Source organism: Cyclobacterium xiamenense (assembly GCF_900109255.1).
Classification (GTDB): domain Bacteria; phylum Bacteroidota; class Bacteroidia; order Cytophagales; family Cyclobacteriaceae; genus Cyclobacterium; species Cyclobacterium xiamenense.
This window is the reverse complement of sequence record NZ_FNZH01000001.1, coordinates 1060001-1076540: the sequence shown is the minus strand read 5'-3', so window position 1 is coordinate 1076540 and position 16540 is coordinate 1060001. Positions and strand designations below refer to the sequence as shown.

Here is a 16540-nt window from a genome sequence, read left to right as displayed (position 1 = left end):
TCTTTCAAATGTAGTATTTTTGGTTCATATACCATGTACCCCAGCTGTAATTCGAGGAAGTTTCGCTCATTTTTCCTGGGGATTTAGTCCAGTGAGCCATCTTCCTCGATAAAGGAATTCTTTATTTCCTCTTCGGTCATTTTCAATTTCATCTTGCAGGTTTTTACCAGTGTACTGGCTTCCCTGACCAATTGTGTAAGCTCGTCCATGCCCTGGTCCTGCTCTTCCAATTGAGAAACAATGGTTTCCAATCGCTTGAGTGCCTCGTCGTACGAAAGGCTTTTTGTGGGTTTTGTCATGCGGTATCAATTTTTTTAATTTGGGAAGTGATTTTCTTATTCGGACTGTACGTAACGATCGTGTCTCCGGATTGAATCCTGGTTTTGTGCAGCGGAACCCCGTCTTTTTCCGTGCGCGTATACCCTTTGGATAGAAGGTAGACCGGATCGGAACGCCGTATGGTTTTCTCGTATTGTTCAAGCTTCAGAAGGGACTGTTGCAAACGAATGCTGCTGGACTTTTTTAGGTAAAACTGCAAGTTGGTTACCTGGATGCGTTTTTTTTCGAGTTTATGCAGGGATAGTCGCAGGGTTTTTTGTGCGGAGCTGTCCAACTTGTTTTTTTCACCACTCACTTTTCCGTAAAAAAGGTTTTTAAGCAGGTGAACGTTTCCGAGCAGCCTTTCCGAGGCCAGATTTAGTTTTTTTTGGGTGTACCGTTCTACGTAGACCATCTGTCGCCGCAGGGAATCTTCGTATTCTTGAAATCCGGAAAGAATAAAGCTAGCCACAGCTGTCGGGGTTTTTAGCCGGGTATGGGCCACCAGGTCGGCGATGGATTCGTCGCGATCGTGACCGATTCCCGTGACAACCGGGAGAGCGGCATTGGCGATGGTTTTTGCCAACTCATAGGCATCGAAGCAATCCAGGTCCGTTTGGGCACCGCCTCCCCGGATAAGTACCACCATGTCAAATCCCTCCGTCAATTGAAGTTCTTCGACCCGGTCAATGGCCCCAATTATTTCGGATACCGCATTGTTTCCCTGCATGGAGGCCTGGAAAAACCGCACATGTACCCGATAGCCATAGGGATTTTCCGTCAATTGATTGACAAAATCACCATATCCGGCCGCTGTCACCGAACTAATGAGGGCAATTTTTTGACTTACCTTTGGGAGTACAAACTGTTTGTTTTGGTCGAAAAGTCCTTCTGCTTTCAGTCGATCTATGATTTCCTGACGCTTTCTTGCACGCTCCCCCAGGGTGAAATTAGCGTCGATGTCCTTGATCACCAGACTAATGCCGTATAGTTCATGAAATTGAACCGTAACAAGTGCCAAAATATTCATCCCGCTTTGCAAGGGCGTACCCGTCACCGATTCGAATTTTCTCCGGATCGTCTGGTAGGTGTAGGACCAAATATTGCCCCGCATTTTTGCCACGATCCCCGAAGAAGCTTTCTCAACAAGGTCCAGGTAGGCATGTCCTTTTACGGAATCCCTGAGCTCGCCGATTTCCGCGATTACCCAGTAGCTGGGCAATAGGTTGGCATCCAGGGTTTGCTTGATCTGTTCGTTGAGTGCTGCTAAAGTGATGGCCTGTTGCATACCACAAATAAACAAAAAATTACCGTGTCTAAACCAAAAAAACCGGCTCTTTGCCGGTTTTGTGGTAGCCGTTCCATTTTCGTTTTGAAAAGAACAGAATAAGATTGGTTTAGTTTGCTTACTTTCGTTAGTTTTCGGGCTGTCGTTCGCGTTCTTTTTCCCGCTCTCGTCCCTGCATGCGGTAAATGTGGCGGGCAAAATCCCTATTGGTTTCGTTGAGTCGCAAAGCTTGTACGGGCGTCAATGTTTCGGAGACCTTGCCGAGGAATTCCTTTTCCTGCTGTAAAAGTGCTTGTTGGAGGTCGAAACGCTCTTCCATCAATTCCTGTGCTACCGACTGGGTAAGCCCATCTTCCTTTGCTTTTTTGGAAATACGGTACAGCTCTCGCATTAGTTCTTTGCGGCTATCCTCGTGTTCGTTATACAGCGGCCAGAATTTTTCTGCCTGTTCCGGGCTAAGCGATAGCCGATTGGTAATGAAAGCCACCCGTGCCGCTTCCAATTTTTCCCGGTCTACCCGCTTTTCCCGTTGCCCGTAGCCAGGAAGGGAGCAAGCGAACAAAAGCCCGATTACGATCCAATTTTTCATATCAAAACAAAATTTCGTTCAACAACAACTCCTCGTCTTCCGCTCCCAATTCAGATCGCCACTCCGCTGCCGTTATCGCATCCAGGAGTTCGTTTGGATTATCTGCCAGCAGCAATACATCAACCTCATCCCAGGTACCAGCAGTAATGTAATAATCGACCTCTTCATTAATGGCTGTTTGAAAATTGGTAGCGTCGCTTTCTACACGCGGAACCAACACAAAGGCAAATCCAACCACGAAGACCACTGCGGCTGCCACTCCAGTGAGGTACAACTGCCGAATCCGCTGCTTTCTTTTCCTCAGGATTCTATCCGGCAGGCTATCAAAATAGTTTTCCGGAGTTTTAAAGATCGATTCTTTTGGAAATTTGTTCATACGATTGATTAGACAGGTAATTTTAACAAAGGTTTACTCTTCCTTCAGAATTTCTTCAATTTTTTTTACCGCATGGTGATAGCCCGCTTTCAATCCGCCCACAGTGGTTTGGGTCATTTTGCTAATTTCCTCGTACGGTAGATCTTCGAAGTACCTCAAATTAAAGACCAAACGTTGTTTTTCCGGTAAGCGGATGATTGCCTTTTGCAATTTACGCTGTATTTCGTCCCCATCAATAAGGGAGGAGCGGTCCAGGTATCCCAACATCACCTCGTGATGGTCCTCCATGGAGAAGAAATTTCTCCGCTTTTTCTTTTCTAAAAAATTAAGGCTTTCGTTGACAGCGATCCGGTATATCCAGGTGAATAGTGTGGATTTCCCATGGAAGGAGTCGATGTTTTTGTAAGCCTTGATAAAGGTATTTTGCACGATATCATCTGCATCCTCGTGTATGATTACCATTTTTCTCACCATCCCGTAGACCCGTTTCTGGTAGGTCTCCACGAACACGCGAAAGCCCTTTTCTCGGGTTTCGGGGTCTTTAATTAGCTCTAAAAGTTTTGCGTCAATTAGGGGTACCATTCGGCAACTTAGACCGGGTAAACCCGCAAAGGTTTAATCGCTGGTGCAAAAAGAATCGCTGCTTCCCTGGGTACGGGGTCAACCTGGGCGCGCACGTGGGGCTTGTCCCGGCTGTCGCTACCTTATGCAAGGTATGGCTTCTCATGGAAGACCGATTTCTTTTAGCGTGGCTGTATTTCCCCGCAAAAAATCCGAGATTTCCATACGCTTTTTGCCTGCCAACTGGAGTTCCATTATCGCCAACACGCCTTCGCCGGTTTGAACGTGCAGGTAAGTTTGGTAATCGGTGGTAAATTCACCGGGTTGCAGCCCCTGTTTGCTTTGGTCCACGAGTTGGCTTCGGTAGAGTTTACACATCCGGGAACCGAACCAACACCAGGCCGCGGGATAGGGCGATAGTCCCCTAATCAGGTTGTGAAGCTGCACAGCGGGGTTTTTCCAGTCAACTTCGCAGGTTTCCTTGTGAATTTTTGGTGCCTGGTGCACGGCTTTTGATGGATCCTGGGCTTTTGGGTGAACGGAGCCCCCTGCTATGGCTTCTACCGTTTTGCGTACCAGGGCGGCTCCTTTGTGCATGAGTCGGTCGTGAAGCGTGCCCGCGTTGTCTTCGGGTACTATCGGTTCTTCCTCCTGAAACAGGATGTTTCCCGTATCGATTTCCTGTTGGAGAAAAAAGGTGGTCAGCCCTGTTTTTGTTTCACCGTTTATCAATACCCAATTTATCGGGGCAGCTCCCCGGTAATCCGGTAAAAGGGACGCGTGTAGGTTAAAGGTCCCCATTTTCGGCATGGACCAAACGACCTCCGGAAGCATTCGGAATGCCACTACTACCTGCAGGTCTGCCCTAAATCCACGTAAGGTCTCCAAAAATTCCTGGCTTTTCAGGTTGGGAGGTTGCAATACCGGTAATTGATGCTCCGTTGCAAATGCTTTTACCGGTGAGGGTTTGGGCTTTCTTCCCCTGCCTTGTGGCTTGTCCTGGGCGGTGACTACTGCCACAACGTTCCATCCCTCCTGTACCAGCAGTTTCAGGGAGGCAACGGCAAAATCAGGGGTGCCCATAAAAAGGATTCGCAATTTTTTTTTCATAATCAATTAATCATAAATCAGGTAGTTAGCCCGGATTCGTCGGTAGTTGTCCAAATCTTCTTCCCAGGATTCCCTGATTTCTGTCGCCGAGGCTCCGTCTAAAATGGCTTTTCTCAATTGGTCGCTTCCAGCGAGCTTGTCAAAAAAAGCATTGAAGAATCCGGTACCCGTATCGGCTATTCGAAAGGCCTCCAGTAGGTAGTCCAGCGTAAACCGATGGCTCAAGGGCTCCGATCGGAGGTCTTTTCCATAACAGACCTTATCTTGCTGCGGAGGGTTTTTGGACATGCCCTCGATGCTTACCGGAGTAAAGGTGAATTCCCCAAATTTCGGATCGGGATACCCATATACCTGAAAGGGAAACACGGTGCCTCTACCCAGGCTGATGTCTGTGCCTTCAAAAAAGCAAAGGGAAGGGTAAAGCCGGATGGAAAGGTCGTTGGGAAGGTTTGGGGAGGGTTTTTCAGGAAGTGAATAGGCGTCCGAATGCTGCCAGTTTTTGATGGTGATAATATCGATTTCTGCGTTGATTCCGCCTTTTAGCCACCCTTCTCCGTTGATCATTTGGGCCAACTCGCCTACGGTAAGCCCATGGACTACCGGTATGGGGTGCATGCCCACAAAACTTTCAAAACCGGGCTGAAGCACGGGTCCGTCGACGTAATCTCCGTTGGGATTTGGGCGATCCATGATCATCAAGGGCTTGCCCTGTTCCGCGCAGGCTTCCATGAGGTAATGAAGGGTGCTGATAAACGTGTAGAAACGAACGCCCACGTCCTGTATGTCGAAAATGACCACATCTACATCCGCCAGGGCTTCCTGCGACGGTTTTTTTGAATCTCCATAGAGCGATACCAGCGGAAGCCCTGTTTTCGGATCCACCTGGTTTTCTACCTTCTCTCCGGCGTCGGCATTTCCCCGGAAACCGTGTTCCGGCACAAATACCTTTTGTACGGATATGCCCTCCTCCAGGAGAAAATCAACCAGGTGTTTGGATTCGCCCTGGGTTAACACACTCGTTTGGTTGACCGCCAAGGCCACGCGCTTGTTTCTCAGCTTAGGTAGGTAGACCGATGGGCGATCGGCGCCAGGCATGATTTCGGTATCGTTTTGGGAGGGCAGGGGCTCTTTCCTGCCGTCATTCGAATCGGTTTTGCTTGTGCAAAATGCCAGGCTACCAAACAAAAATACCGGGAGAAGTATTAATTTTACGTGCTTCATGTTAATTTGCATTTCAGTTAACAAAATAAACGACTTCATTGAACCTTTCCTACTTCATTGCAAAAAGAATCAGTTTTAAAAAGACGGGAGGTTTCACCGGTACCATTCACCGGATTGCCGTAGCCAGCATTGCGTTGGGGCTTTCCATCATGATTGTGTCCTTTTTGATTTTGGAAGGCTTTCAGACGGTCATTGCCGACAAGGTTTTTTCGTTTACAGGTCATTACCAGGTCAATCGGTTTGTCATGAGTCAGGCGCTTGACGATTCTCCGACCAGTACTTCCAGTAGTTTTTATACCAATTTCGCCTCCCTGGATTACATCCGGCACGTTCAGTCCTATGCCAATAAGGCAGGCCTTATTAAAGGAACGGACGAAGTTGAAGGCGTCATGATGAAAGGAGTGGGCCCCGAATTTGACAGCCTATCCTTCAAGGCCTCGTTGATCGATGGTAGGTTCCTGCAATTTTCGCCGACTGGCAACCCTTCGAATGAAATCATTCTCAGTGCAAAAATTGCCCGGAAAATGCTCCTTTCCGTGGGTGATCAGGTTACGATGTATTTTGTGCAGGATCCACCCCGTTTTAGGCGGTTGAAGGTAGTGGGGATCTACGAGACCTTTCTTGAGGATTTTGACGATAAAATCGTCATCGGCGACATTCAACTGATACGCGTGCTTAACGATTGGGACGAAGACCAGGTCGGAGGCTTTGAAGTTTTTTTGAAGGATCCGGCACTAATCGACACCTACGAAGCCGCCCTCTACGACTACATCGATTACGATTTGCGCCTGGTGAAAGCTACCGACAAGTTTATGCAGCTATTTGACTGGCTCGAGTTGCTAAACAACAACGTGTACGTGTTCTTATCCTTGATTCTTTTTGTTGCAGCCTTCAACATGGTATCCATTCTATTTATTCTGATTATGGAACGAACGCCCATGGTCGGGCTGCTGAAGGCCTTGGGTGCAAAAAATGCCCAAATCCGGAATATTTTCATTTGGAATGGCATTCGGATTATCGGCAGGGGCTTGCTATTGGGAAACCTAATCGGTCTGGGTTTCGGATTCATCCAGGACAAAACGCATTGGGTAAGCCTAAACCCTGAAAATTATTACATGAGTTACGTACCCGTTTTTTGGGATTGGTCCACCATTCTGGGCCTCAACCTGTTGGTCTTGTTGGTCACCACCACGGTGCTGTTTTTACCCGCGATGATCATCAGTAACATCAATCCGATTAAATCGATCAAGTTTGATTGACTGGGCGGTATTTTTTCACCATGCTTTTGAGCTTCATGTAGATTACTCCAAAAATCGCTTCCCGAAAGATGTGCTTCGACATCTTGGATTCTCCTTTGGTCCGGTCGGTAAAAATGATCGGGACCTCGTGGATGGAAAACCCCAGTTTCCATGCGGTAAATTTCATCTCTATCTGGAACGCGTACCCAATAAACCGTACCTTGTTTAAATCAATGGCTTCCAAAACCCTCCTGCGGTAACAAACAAAACCGGCCGTGGTATCCCGTACAGGAATACCGGTGATAAACTGCACGTATTTGCTGGCGAAAAACGACATCAAAACGCGGCCCATTGGCCAATTGACCACATTGACCCCGGAAACGTACCGAGAGCCAATCACCAGGTCGCGGCCTTTTTCGCTGGCTGCTGCATACAGACGGCTCAGATCCTGCGGGTTGTGGGAAAAGTCCGCGTCCATTTCAAAAATAAATGCATAGCCCTTCTCCAGGGCATAAGCAAACCCTTCCAGGTAAGCCGTTCCCAAGCCCAGTTTCCCGGTTCTTTCTTTCAAAAAGACCTTTCCGGAATACATTTTTTGCATGTCCCGTACCAGGTCCGCTGTTCCATCCGGAGATCCGTCATCGATGACCAACACATCAAAATTATCCGGCAAAGACAAAACTTCGCGGATAATGTCCTGGATATTCTCCATTTCATTGTAGGTTGGGATAATGACTAGCTTGGAATTATTCATCATTCAGACAACAAAAGTAGAATTAAAAACGGTATTTTCTTTGGGATAAAGAAATTACTGATCCAAATCGGAAGTTAAAAAATGCAAATGAAAAAGTTTTCCGGAAAATATCCACCAAATTATCGCGTAGCCGCGCATCGTTGGAGGTTTGCTTTCGCCAACGGATTTCCATTAAGAGCAGCTGTTTCCAAATCGAAGCAGGCTTGTCTGGGGTTTTTTTCAATCAGGCAGAGAGCCCTTCGTGCAAGCGCTTCGTAGTGCTTGGGGTTTTCCTCTAATACCCGGTCAAAATCCTCTACGGCCCATTCCCTGTACCCTAGTTTCATCAGGGCAAAACCCCGATTATAATTGGCGGTAAGGTTATCGGGCTCGATTTCCAGGTATTTATTAAATGAAACGATGGTACCTAGTCCATCACCCGAATAGGCCATGGCAATGCCCATATAAAAATGCGGCATGGGTTCCTCCGGCTTAAGCCGAATCGTTTCTTCCAAAAACTCCACGGCACTTTTGTAACGGCCGTTTTTGATCATTGAGCGAGAAAGCAGCAGCAGTATATCGTAGTCTTTGGGATCGTGCATGGCAGCCAATAAGAGGTTTTTTTCAGCTGTTTTCAGATCATTTTGCTCCCAGGCAATTTTCCCAATTCCGGCATAGGCCTGGGCGTGTGTGGGACTTAGCGCCAAAATTTTCCGGTAATCGGCCAATGCCTCCGGATAGTTGCCCAATTCTTCGTAAGACCTGGCCCGAAGATGCAGGGCTTTGAGGTCAGTCCCGCTGATAAAAAGCACCTTGTTAAACTCGTCAATGGCCCGTTCGTATTGGCCATTCAGGTACAAATTCTCTGCATCCCGGTAGTTTCCGATGCAACTCGAAATCACTAGTAAGATACCTAATATGGTCGGAAATGCGGCGGAACGGGACATGTTGTCATTAATTAATTAGTTTTAAATATACCAATTATTCCTTTTCCAACAAAAAATCAATGGAATTTGATCCAGATAAGCAGCCACTTCGTATCTACCAACCGAAAGACGCTCGGGATAATGCCGCGCATAGCTACCTGGCTTTGCGGCCGAATGCGGCTTCCAAACACACGTTTACGGAAAAGAAGCAATACGATAAAAAACGGCTATTTTTTGTAAAGGGCTATCCAGAAACAGTGAGGATAGCCCTTTTTTTTACAACGATCCCTTGGTACTGGGAAGCTGATCCAGGGCTTGAAGGTCTTGGCGCACGGCCATTTTGATAGCTCTGGCGAACCCTTTAAAAATGGCTTCGATCTTGTGGTGTTCGTTTTCGCCTTCGGCTTTGATATTCAGGTTGCATTTGGCGGTATCGCTGAAGGACTTGAAGAAATGGTAAAACATTTCCGTCGGCATATCACCGATTTTTTCGCGCCTGAAGGTTGCCTCCCAAAGCAGCCAGGGTCTGCCGCCAAAATCCACCGCTACCTGAGCCAGGCAATCGTCCATAGGTAGTAAAAACCCGTAGCGGTAGATTCCCTTTTTGTCGCCCATCGCCCGAAGATACGCTTCTCCGAGTGCAAGTGCCGTGTCCTCGATGGTATGGTGCTCGTCGATGTGCAGGTCACCCACTACCTGTATATCCAGGTCGGTACTTCCGTGTTTGGCCAATTGGTCCAACATGTGATCAAAAAACGGCAGACCGGTATGAATGCAGCTCTTTCCCGTACCATCCAGGTTTAGCTCGATGGCTATTTGCGTTTCTGCGGTAGTCCGGGTCACGCTGGCTTTTCTTGCCGGCACTTTCAGAAAAGCGTACAACTCGTCCCAGGACGCCAGGCATAGGTCGGCTTCAGCGTATGGCTCCTCGTTAAAGTAGATGGATTTGCAGCCCAGGTTTTTGGCTAGTTGAACGTCCGTTTGTCGGTCTCCAATCACGTACGAATTCGCTAAATCGTAGTCGCCATTCAGGTAGGAGAGGAGCATGCCCGTTCCGGGTTTGCGGGTGGGAGCGTTTTCATGCGGAAATGTTTTGTCAATGTGAATCGCGGAAAAAACAACCCCCTCCTGTTCCAGGGTTTTGAGCATTTTGTACTGTGCCGGCCAAAAAGTCTCCTCTGGAAAAGAGGAAGTACCCAGGCCGTCTTGATTACTTACGAGTACCAACTCGAAGGTTCCCTCTTCGGCAAGCTTACTCAAATTAGTAATCGCCCGGGGAATAAACTCGAGCTTTTCCAGGCTATCTACCTGAAAATCCGTCGGAGGCTCCTTGATGATGGTGCCATCCCGGTCAATAAATAGAACCTTTTTCTTCATGCCTAATCGTTAGTTTTCTAAACCGGATGCAATGGGTGTGGCGAGTATTTCCTGCAGAGCACGGATAAATTGCTCGTTTTCTGCCTGGTTTCCCACGGTAATTCGCAGGCAATCACCGCAGTGGTATACCCCAGAGCGATCACGAACGATGATTTTCTTAGTAATCAACTGCTGGTATACCGATTTTGCATGGGGAACTTTTACCAAAAAGAAATTAGCATGTGAGGGATAGACTTTTTCTACACCCGCCGTTTTCTCCAGCTGCAGCCGAAGTTGTTCCTTCTGCACCTGAATCTCTTCGATCATCTGCTCCAATTTGTCGGTATTGCCGAGTGCCTTGATGACGGTGGCTTGAGTTAGTCCGCTGATGTTATAGGGCGGCTTGATTTTGTTGAGAATGGCGATAATTTCCCTGGAGGCGAATGCCATCCCCAATCGAAGTGCTGCCAATCCCCAGGCTTTGGATAGGGTTTGCATGACCAACAGGTTGGGAAATTCATCCAAAGCGTGAATAAAGCTGGGCTCGTCACTAAAATCGATGTAGGCCTCGTCTACGACCACCAGGCCTTGAAATCCCCGCAGTACGGTCAGAATGGACTCCCGCAACAGTTTATTTCCGCTGGGATTATTGGGTGAGCAGATAAAGATGATTTTGGTAGCTGCCGTTACGGCTGCTAAAACCTCCTCCGGGTTCAGTTGAAAATCCGGTGTCAGCGGTACTTTCCTGACAGGCACATCGTTGATACCGGCACTTACTTCATACATGCCATAGGTGGGAGGCATGATGATTACGTTGTCAATACCCGGTCTGCAGAAGGCGCGGAACAAGAGATCAATGGCTTCATCGCTGCCATTTCCAAGAAAAATGCGTTCGCTGGACACGTTTTTTATGTCGGCGAGTTTTTGTTTGAGCTGGGATTGATAGGGGTCTGGGTACCGGTTATATGCCTGGCCGGTGATGGATCCCAGAGGGTTTTCGTTGGCATCCAGGAAAATACCCTCGTTTCCACTGTATTCGTCGCGGGCAGAGGAGTAGGGTTTCAGTGCGGCGATGTGGGGACGCAAAAGCTGTTGCAGATCAAAACTCATTGTTACTTGCGGTTGACGAGGTAGTCTAAACGGACGGTAACGGCACGCTTATGGGCTTCCAGGTTTTCGTGTTGCGCCATTACTTCGATGGCGGGACCCAGGGACCGAATTCCTTCGGCGGTGATTTTCTGGTACGTGATTTTCTTCACAAAACTATCCAGCGAGACGCCGGAATAACTTCGCGCGTACCCGTTGGTAGGCAGGGTATGATTGGTGCCCGATGCGTAATCTCCCGCCGCTTCGGGGGTGTAATTTCCGATAAACACCGATCCGGCATTCACGATTCCCTGCACGGCCCGTTCCTCTTCTTTCACCGCTAAAATGAGGTGTTCGGGTGCGTAGGCATTGATCAGGTCAAGGGCATCTGTCATCTTTTCCATGACGATTGCGACGCTGTTTTCCAATGCCTTTTTGGCAATTTTTTGTCGCGGAAGTTCTTTGAGTTGCTCCTCCACAGCCGCCAGTACTTTTTTTACAAACTTTTCACTTGGACATACCAGGACCACCTGACTATCAACCCCGTGTTCGGCCTGCGAGAGCAGGTCGGCAGCGACAAAATCCGGGATAGCAGTATCATCGGCATAGACCAGTACCTCTGAGGGTCCCGCCGGCATGTCGATGGCTACTCCCTGTCGGGTAGCCAGCTGCTTTGCAGCGGTGACGTATTGGTTGCCCGGACCGAAAATTTTGTCCACCTGGGGTACCGAGGCAGTTCCATAGCACATGGCAGCAATGGCCTGGGCTCCGCCAGCCTTGACTATTTTCGTTATTCCAATTAGGGAAGCCGTATAGAGGATGGCGGGGTGAACCGCTCCCTGGGGGTCGGGGGGGGTGCACAAAACAATTTCCTGACATCCGGCCAACTTTGCCGGAATGCCCAACATCAATACGGTGGAAAACAGGGGGGCGGTGCCGCCGGGGATATACAAGCCCACTTTTTGTATGGCGACACTTCGTCTCATGCAGGTGACTCCCTGCATGATTTCCGAACTTATTGCGGGCATTTCCTGCAGCTTGTGAAACTTTTCGATGTTATACCGGGCCGTTTGGATGGCATCTTTCAGTTCGGTACGCAGTTTTGCGCCGGCAGCATTTCTTTCTGCATCTTCTACCAACAAGGAGTCAATTTCCACATGATCGTATTCCAGGGCAAACTTCTTAAGGGCTTTGTCCCCCTGACGTTTGACCTTCTTCATGATTGGTTTAACGATCTTTTCGATTTCTTTCATTTTATGAACGGGCCGGGCCAGCTCTTTATTCCAGGTTTTCGTATCGGGATTGATCAGGATTTTCATGATGCATGCGTTAAATTTCCCTAAAACTAATGTGAAACAGGTTGATTGATTCGATGAAACTATTCACAAATAAGGCCGAATTTTTTTCCAGATCAAATGACCATTTTTTCAATGGGCACTACCAGGATTCCCTGAGCGCCCGCCGCCCGTAATTCTTCAATGTTTTCCCAAAATTGATCCTCGCTAATAACCGAGTGCACGGAAGACCATCCCGCTTCCGCCAGGGGTAGAATGGTCGGACTGCGCATTCCGGGAATCAGTGAAACAATCGTATCCAGGGAGTGGTTCGGAGCATTCAGCAGCACGTACTTGTTTTTCTTTCCTTTCTGTACCGCGTCCATGCGAAACAGTAGTTTTTGTACGATTTGTCGCTTTTCCCCGGACAGGCCCCGGTTGCTGATCAATACAGCCTCGGATTGGAAAATTTCCTCTACTTCCTTTAGTCCATTCATCATCAGGGTAGAGCCGGAACTTACGATGTCGCAAATGCCTTCGGCCAGGCCGATGCTCGGGGCGATTTCCACCGATCCACTTATCTCGTGAATTTCTGCCTGTACCTGCTGGGTCTTGAGGTAGTCCCCCAGTATTTTCGGGTAGGAGGTGGCAATGTTTTTTCCCTCAAAATACTGGATCCCGGGGTAACTTTCACTCTTGGGAATGGCCAGGGATAGCCGGCATTTGGAAAAGCCTAGCTTTTTCAAAACGGTCACGTCCTTGTCTTTTTCTACCAGCTCGTTTTCTCCCACAATACCCAAATCGGCAACGCCGTCTGCTACGTAGCCAGGAATGTCATCGTCTCTCAAAAAAAGAAACTCAATAGGAAAGTTGGTGGCGGTGGATTTCAGTTTTCCCGTGCCGTTGTAAAATTTTATTCCACACTCTTTGATTAGTTTAAGCGATTCCTCACTTAACCGCCCGCTTTTCTGAACAGCTATTCGAATACTATTTTCCATGGATTACTGATACACTGGTGAATAAATTTTTTAGAGAGGCGAATCGATCGACTGGCACGATCCTTCTAAAAAGATCGCATCCGGGATTTAAGCGGAATGATGCCCTGCATGATGCCAACAAGCAGTCGCTGCGTGGAAAAATGAATAGGTATGGCAATTGCTCCCGGAGATTTTCATAACGATGCAAATTTAATGAGCGATCGCCAACAAGCAAAATAAAAACGGGATTACTAACGCAAAAAAGAGGCTCCAACCGGAGCCTCTCTATCAATAAACCAACCTAACCAAAAAATTATTTTTATTATTCCCGCATCTATAAAAAGTTAATTGTACAGAAAAAACTCATTAACAAGACGCTGGTAACTGACAAGATCCTTGTAAGGGGTGTGGTTTCGGATTTTATCAATCGATTTTTCCAACACCTGTTTATACCCCTGATCCGAGAGGATTTCCTTTTTTACCCGAGGTTTTTGGACGGTTATCACCTTAGGAAAGGGGGGCTCCAACTCCTCGCCCGGCATCAGTAGAGCCTTTGCCTCTTCGAGAATTTCTTCCGCTTTTTTTTTATCCAGCCAGTGGAAAAAGTGTTCGCTTTGCTGTACAAGCAGCGGCTTTACTTTTTTCAACCAGCTTTTGTTTATTTCCATTTTACCTTCGATCACCTGATAGATGTCCGCAAGTTCAAAAAAGACCACTTGAGAATGCGATTGCAGCGAATGGATCAATTCGCTTTTTACCGCCAGGTCAATAAGTATTTTCACGGAGGAAAAACTGGTATTGAAATAGTCGGTAACGATTAGGTCTTCACCATTCTCCAGCGTGGAAATTAAAATATCATTTTCCCGGATTACATTTGACAGTTGCTCAAAGGGCTCGTAAATAAATTGCTTCAATTCCGAGCCCCGAAGGTTACCAAATGGCTGAATGCTTTTTTCTACAATCACGATTCGTTCAAATCCCCGGCTTCGTAGGTTTTGGTAAACCTTTTTGCCCATGGCGTTGAAACCGAGAATTGCGATTTTGGGCTGTTTGATTTTTTTCACCAATTCGGCGACCATGTCCGCTACCGTGAAAGAAACCGAAAACGACGGTGCCTGGTAACTCACCTCTTTGCTTAAGTAGGCGTCGGTGCGCTGCAAAAAGCTTTCCCATTCGCTTAGAAGCGTGCCTTTCAATCCTGCTTGCCCGGAGAGGTCAAATGCCTCTAAAAACTGAGGATATAGCGGTAAGGCGCCATACGTGGTGGCCTGAACGCCAAAGCACAACTCAGAAAGGTGGGTAAGCGCGCTTTCCTCGTTGCAGTTTTGCTGAAAAACATTTTTTTCCGGAAGGTATAGGCCGGTTTTTATTTTTCGAAGGGCCGCGTATATCTCGTCCTCCTGTGGCCCGGCACTGTAGTAAAGGATTTCGGTTCTCTCGGGGGTAGACACGACCAATGCTTCGGACAGGTCGCAGCACTGCCTAACTTCTGCCAATAGTTCCCTTGACTCGGCCTGGGTCAAAAGGAAGCTGTTTTCCTGATTTTTTTGAAATCCTGCGCTGAAACTCAATAACCTGAACTGTCCCATTGTATGCTGTTTTAATTTGCTGTTTCGACTGGAAGAACCTACGAAGGCGCTTCCTGCTCCGGATTTCCCGGTTGAAAAATTTTATGATATAAAAGTAGCATATCGATTCCAGCCCGAGGAAATTATTCGGTGAACGAGATGCATCAATCGGTCAATGGGCTAAAACCGGGGGTAAAAATCGGCGCATTCGATGACAAAGTTTCAAAAATCGCCGGTAAATCGTACCTTGTTGCCGGTCAAACTGCGGCGAAATATACCCAAGACTGGCGTATAAAACTAGTGGTTGGAGTCGTTTTATTCCGGTATACGTCCGTATTTTACAGCAATTGCAAGTTGTCCGGCGTGGTAGGCGGTATGAGAGGTAATTCTACCCAATGCTTCTGCCTTGGTTTTTGCGCCAAACTCCTGGGTACGAATACTGGTTTCCCAATCGGCATCGGTTTGTTGCCGCAAAATTGAGCGCAGCGTTTCAAACGCAGACAAAGCGTAGCTTTTTATTGTATCCAGGTCGGTCCATTCTCCCGTGTCTTTTTTTGCAATAACGGTTTTAGCCGTTACCGACAGGGAAGAATCGCCGAAAACATTTTTCGCAAAGAGCAACTCCACATCTGCAATATGGCGTATGAGAAAGCCCACAGAATTTGGCGAGGTGCCCAATTTTTTTCGTAGGTCTTCGGGATTCAGTTCATCTAGCTGATTCGAAAAACGTGTTCTTGCTTCCTCCCAAAGTGCAAGTACTAATTCAGTATTTGTTTGCATAAAAAACGTTGATTTAATGATATACGTTTCGGTTCCGGATGGACCAATACCTGGCCAAGAACCGGAAGAAAGCCAAAAAGTAGCCGCAGTTTTTTTATCAATACGCCCACCGTTTGGCAAGTTGGACCAGCGAAAGCATGATCGGTACTTCAATCAGCACGCCTACTACCGTCGCCAGTGCCGCACCCGAACTCAACCCAAACAAGGCGATGGCGACCGCCACGGCCAACTCGAAGAAATTACTGGCACCGATCATGGAGGCCGGAGCGCATACCCGGTAGGGTAGTTTCAGGTACCTGCCCGCCACCCAACTCAGAAAAAAGATGACGTAGGTTTGCAGGGCTAATGGAATGGCGATCAAAAGAATGTGCTGGGGTTGGGCAATTATCTGCTCGCCTTGAAAAGCAAAGAGCAAAACCAGCGTAGTCAATAAGGCAAAAATAGAAAGTGGTTTTAGTTTTGGTAAAAATTTTGTTTTCAGCCAGTCCGCTCCCTTTTTCTGGATCAGGAGCCGGTTGGTTAGGTAGCCCGCCACCAGTGGAATGAGGACGAATACGATTACTGAGGTGACCAGCACGTCGTAGGGGATTTGGAAATCGGTAATGCCCAACAACAATTGTACGAGGGGAACAAAAGCTACCAATAGAATAAGGTCATTGACGGATACCTGTACCAGGGTGTAAGTGGGATCGCCATTGCTCAGGTAGGACCAGACAAATACCATGGCCGTGCAGGGGGCGGCTCCCAATAAAATGGCCCCGGCAATGTATTCGTCTGCTTGTTCGGGTGTTAGCCAGGCGCTGTACACCTGGTCAAAAAATATCCATGCAAAAAAGGCCATGGTAAATGGTTTTACCAGCCAATTGACGACTACTGTCAGCCCCAGCCCCCTGGCATTCTTTCCAACTTTTTTCAACGAGCTGAAATCCACTTGTACCATCATGGGATAAATCATTAACCAGATAAGTGCCGCTACCGGAATGTTTACATGTGCGATTTCCAGGGAGGAAAGGTAGCTCATGTTTTCTCCAAAAATAGCACCGATGCCGATACCTGCTGCAATGCAAAGTATCACCCAAACCGTTAGGTATTTTTCAAAAAAGCCGATTTCTTTCATCCATTTTTGCGTTTGGTGTGTG

The 16540-nt window shown here is 47.6% G+C and carries 17 protein-coding genes; 1 reads left to right on the top strand and 16 read right to left on the bottom strand.

The genetic code is table 11. The features are described from left to right. Positions 1-83 precede the first annotated feature (83 nt). The 7 genes from xseB to BMW71_RS04005 all read right to left on the bottom strand — a co-directional run bounded on the left by xseB (position 84) and on the right by BMW71_RS04005 (position 5463). Entirely contained in the window at positions 84-299 is a 216-nt protein-coding gene (xseB, locus tag BMW71_RS04035) for an exodeoxyribonuclease VII small subunit (RefSeq protein ID WP_092169741.1), read from the bottom strand. Next, entirely contained in the window at positions 296-1606 is a 1311-nt protein-coding gene (xseA, locus tag BMW71_RS04030) for an exodeoxyribonuclease VII large subunit (RefSeq protein ID WP_092169739.1), read from the bottom strand. The genes xseB and xseA overlap by 4 nt, the downstream gene beginning before the upstream one ends. Positions 1607-1733: 127 nt before the next feature. After that, a complete protein-coding gene (locus tag BMW71_RS04025) occupies positions 1734-2195 on the bottom strand; it encodes a Spy/CpxP family protein refolding chaperone (protein WP_092169736.1) in 462 nt (153 codons plus the stop codon). 1 nt (position 2196) lies between these two features. Continuing rightward, positions 2197-2571 (bottom strand): hypothetical protein, encoded by a 375-nt coding sequence (locus BMW71_RS04020; protein WP_092169733.1) that lies wholly within the window; start codon positions 2569-2571, stop codon positions 2197-2199. A gap of 33 nt (positions 2572-2604) precedes the next feature. Then, the gene (locus BMW71_RS04015) at positions 2605-3153 is read right to left on the bottom strand and encodes an RNA polymerase sigma factor (RefSeq protein WP_092169731.1); all 549 of its coding nucleotides are present in this window, start codon (positions 3151-3153) and stop codon (positions 2605-2607) included. Between the two features lie 141 nt (positions 3154-3294). After that, positions 3295-4242, bottom strand: coding sequence for a methionyl-tRNA formyltransferase (gene fmt / locus BMW71_RS04010; protein WP_092169728.1), 948 nt, complete (start codon positions 4240-4242; stop codon positions 3295-3297). A gap of 6 nt (positions 4243-4248) precedes the next feature. Beyond that, the gene (locus BMW71_RS04005) at positions 4249-5463 is read right to left on the bottom strand and encodes an exo-beta-N-acetylmuramidase NamZ family protein (RefSeq protein WP_092170284.1); all 1215 of its coding nucleotides are present in this window, start codon (positions 5461-5463) and stop codon (positions 4249-4251) included. A gap of 38 nt (positions 5464-5501) precedes the next feature. On the opposite strand from BMW71_RS04005, the gene BMW71_RS04000 reads away from it, so the two are divergent. Then, the gene (locus BMW71_RS04000) at positions 5502-6722 is read left to right on the top strand and encodes an ABC transporter permease (protein WP_092169725.1); all 1221 of its coding nucleotides are present in this window, start codon (positions 5502-5504) and stop codon (positions 6720-6722) included. Here the strand turns inward: BMW71_RS04000 and BMW71_RS03995 are convergent. The 9 genes from BMW71_RS03995 to arsB all read right to left on the bottom strand — a co-directional run bounded on the left by BMW71_RS03995 (position 6709) and on the right by arsB (position 16518). Continuing rightward, positions 6709-7455 (bottom strand): polyprenol monophosphomannose synthase, encoded by a 747-nt coding sequence (locus tag BMW71_RS03995; RefSeq protein WP_092169722.1) that lies wholly within the window; start codon positions 7453-7455, stop codon positions 6709-6711. The two genes, BMW71_RS04000 and BMW71_RS03995, sit on opposite strands and share 14 nt — an antisense overlap. Before the next feature lie 119 nt (positions 7456-7574). Beyond that, complete coding sequence (locus BMW71_RS03990) at positions 7575-8381, bottom strand: tetratricopeptide repeat protein (protein ID WP_092169720.1); 807 nt, start codon at positions 8379-8381, stop codon at positions 7575-7577. A gap of 255 nt (positions 8382-8636) precedes the next feature. Beyond that, positions 8637-9737: a bifunctional histidinol-phosphatase/imidazoleglycerol-phosphate dehydratase HisB gene (gene hisB, locus BMW71_RS03985; RefSeq protein WP_092169717.1), complete on the bottom strand. Its 1101-nt coding sequence runs from the start codon at positions 9735-9737 to the stop codon at positions 8637-8639. Between the two features lie 9 nt (positions 9738-9746). Next, positions 9747-10826 carry a histidinol-phosphate transaminase gene (gene hisC / locus BMW71_RS03980; RefSeq protein ID WP_092169714.1) on the bottom strand — a complete coding sequence of 360 codons (1080 nt, stop codon included), beginning with the start codon at positions 10824-10826 and terminating at the stop codon, positions 9747-9749. A 2-nt stretch (positions 10827-10828) separates the two neighbouring features. Beyond that, positions 10829-12121 (bottom strand): histidinol dehydrogenase, encoded by a 1293-nt coding sequence (hisD, locus tag BMW71_RS03975; RefSeq protein ID WP_092169712.1) that lies wholly within the window; start codon positions 12119-12121, stop codon positions 10829-10831. 92 nt (positions 12122-12213) lie between these two features. Then, entirely contained in the window at positions 12214-13074 is an 861-nt protein-coding gene (gene hisG, locus BMW71_RS03970; RefSeq protein WP_092169708.1) for an ATP phosphoribosyltransferase, read from the bottom strand. Positions 13075-13397: 323 nt separating this feature from the next. Beyond that, entirely contained in the window at positions 13398-14642 is a 1245-nt protein-coding gene (locus BMW71_RS03965) for a glutamyl-tRNA reductase (protein WP_092169706.1), read from the bottom strand. A gap of 294 nt (positions 14643-14936) precedes the next feature. Next, positions 14937-15401, bottom strand: a complete 465-nt coding sequence (locus BMW71_RS03960; RefSeq protein ID WP_092169703.1) for a DinB family protein — start codon at positions 15399-15401, stop codon at positions 14937-14939. 97 nt (positions 15402-15498) lie between these two features. Continuing rightward, positions 15499-16518 carry an ACR3 family arsenite efflux transporter gene (gene arsB / locus BMW71_RS03955; protein WP_092169701.1) on the bottom strand — a complete coding sequence of 340 codons (1020 nt, stop codon included), beginning with the start codon at positions 16516-16518 and terminating at the stop codon, positions 15499-15501. Between the last annotated feature and the right edge of the window lie 22 nt (positions 16519-16540).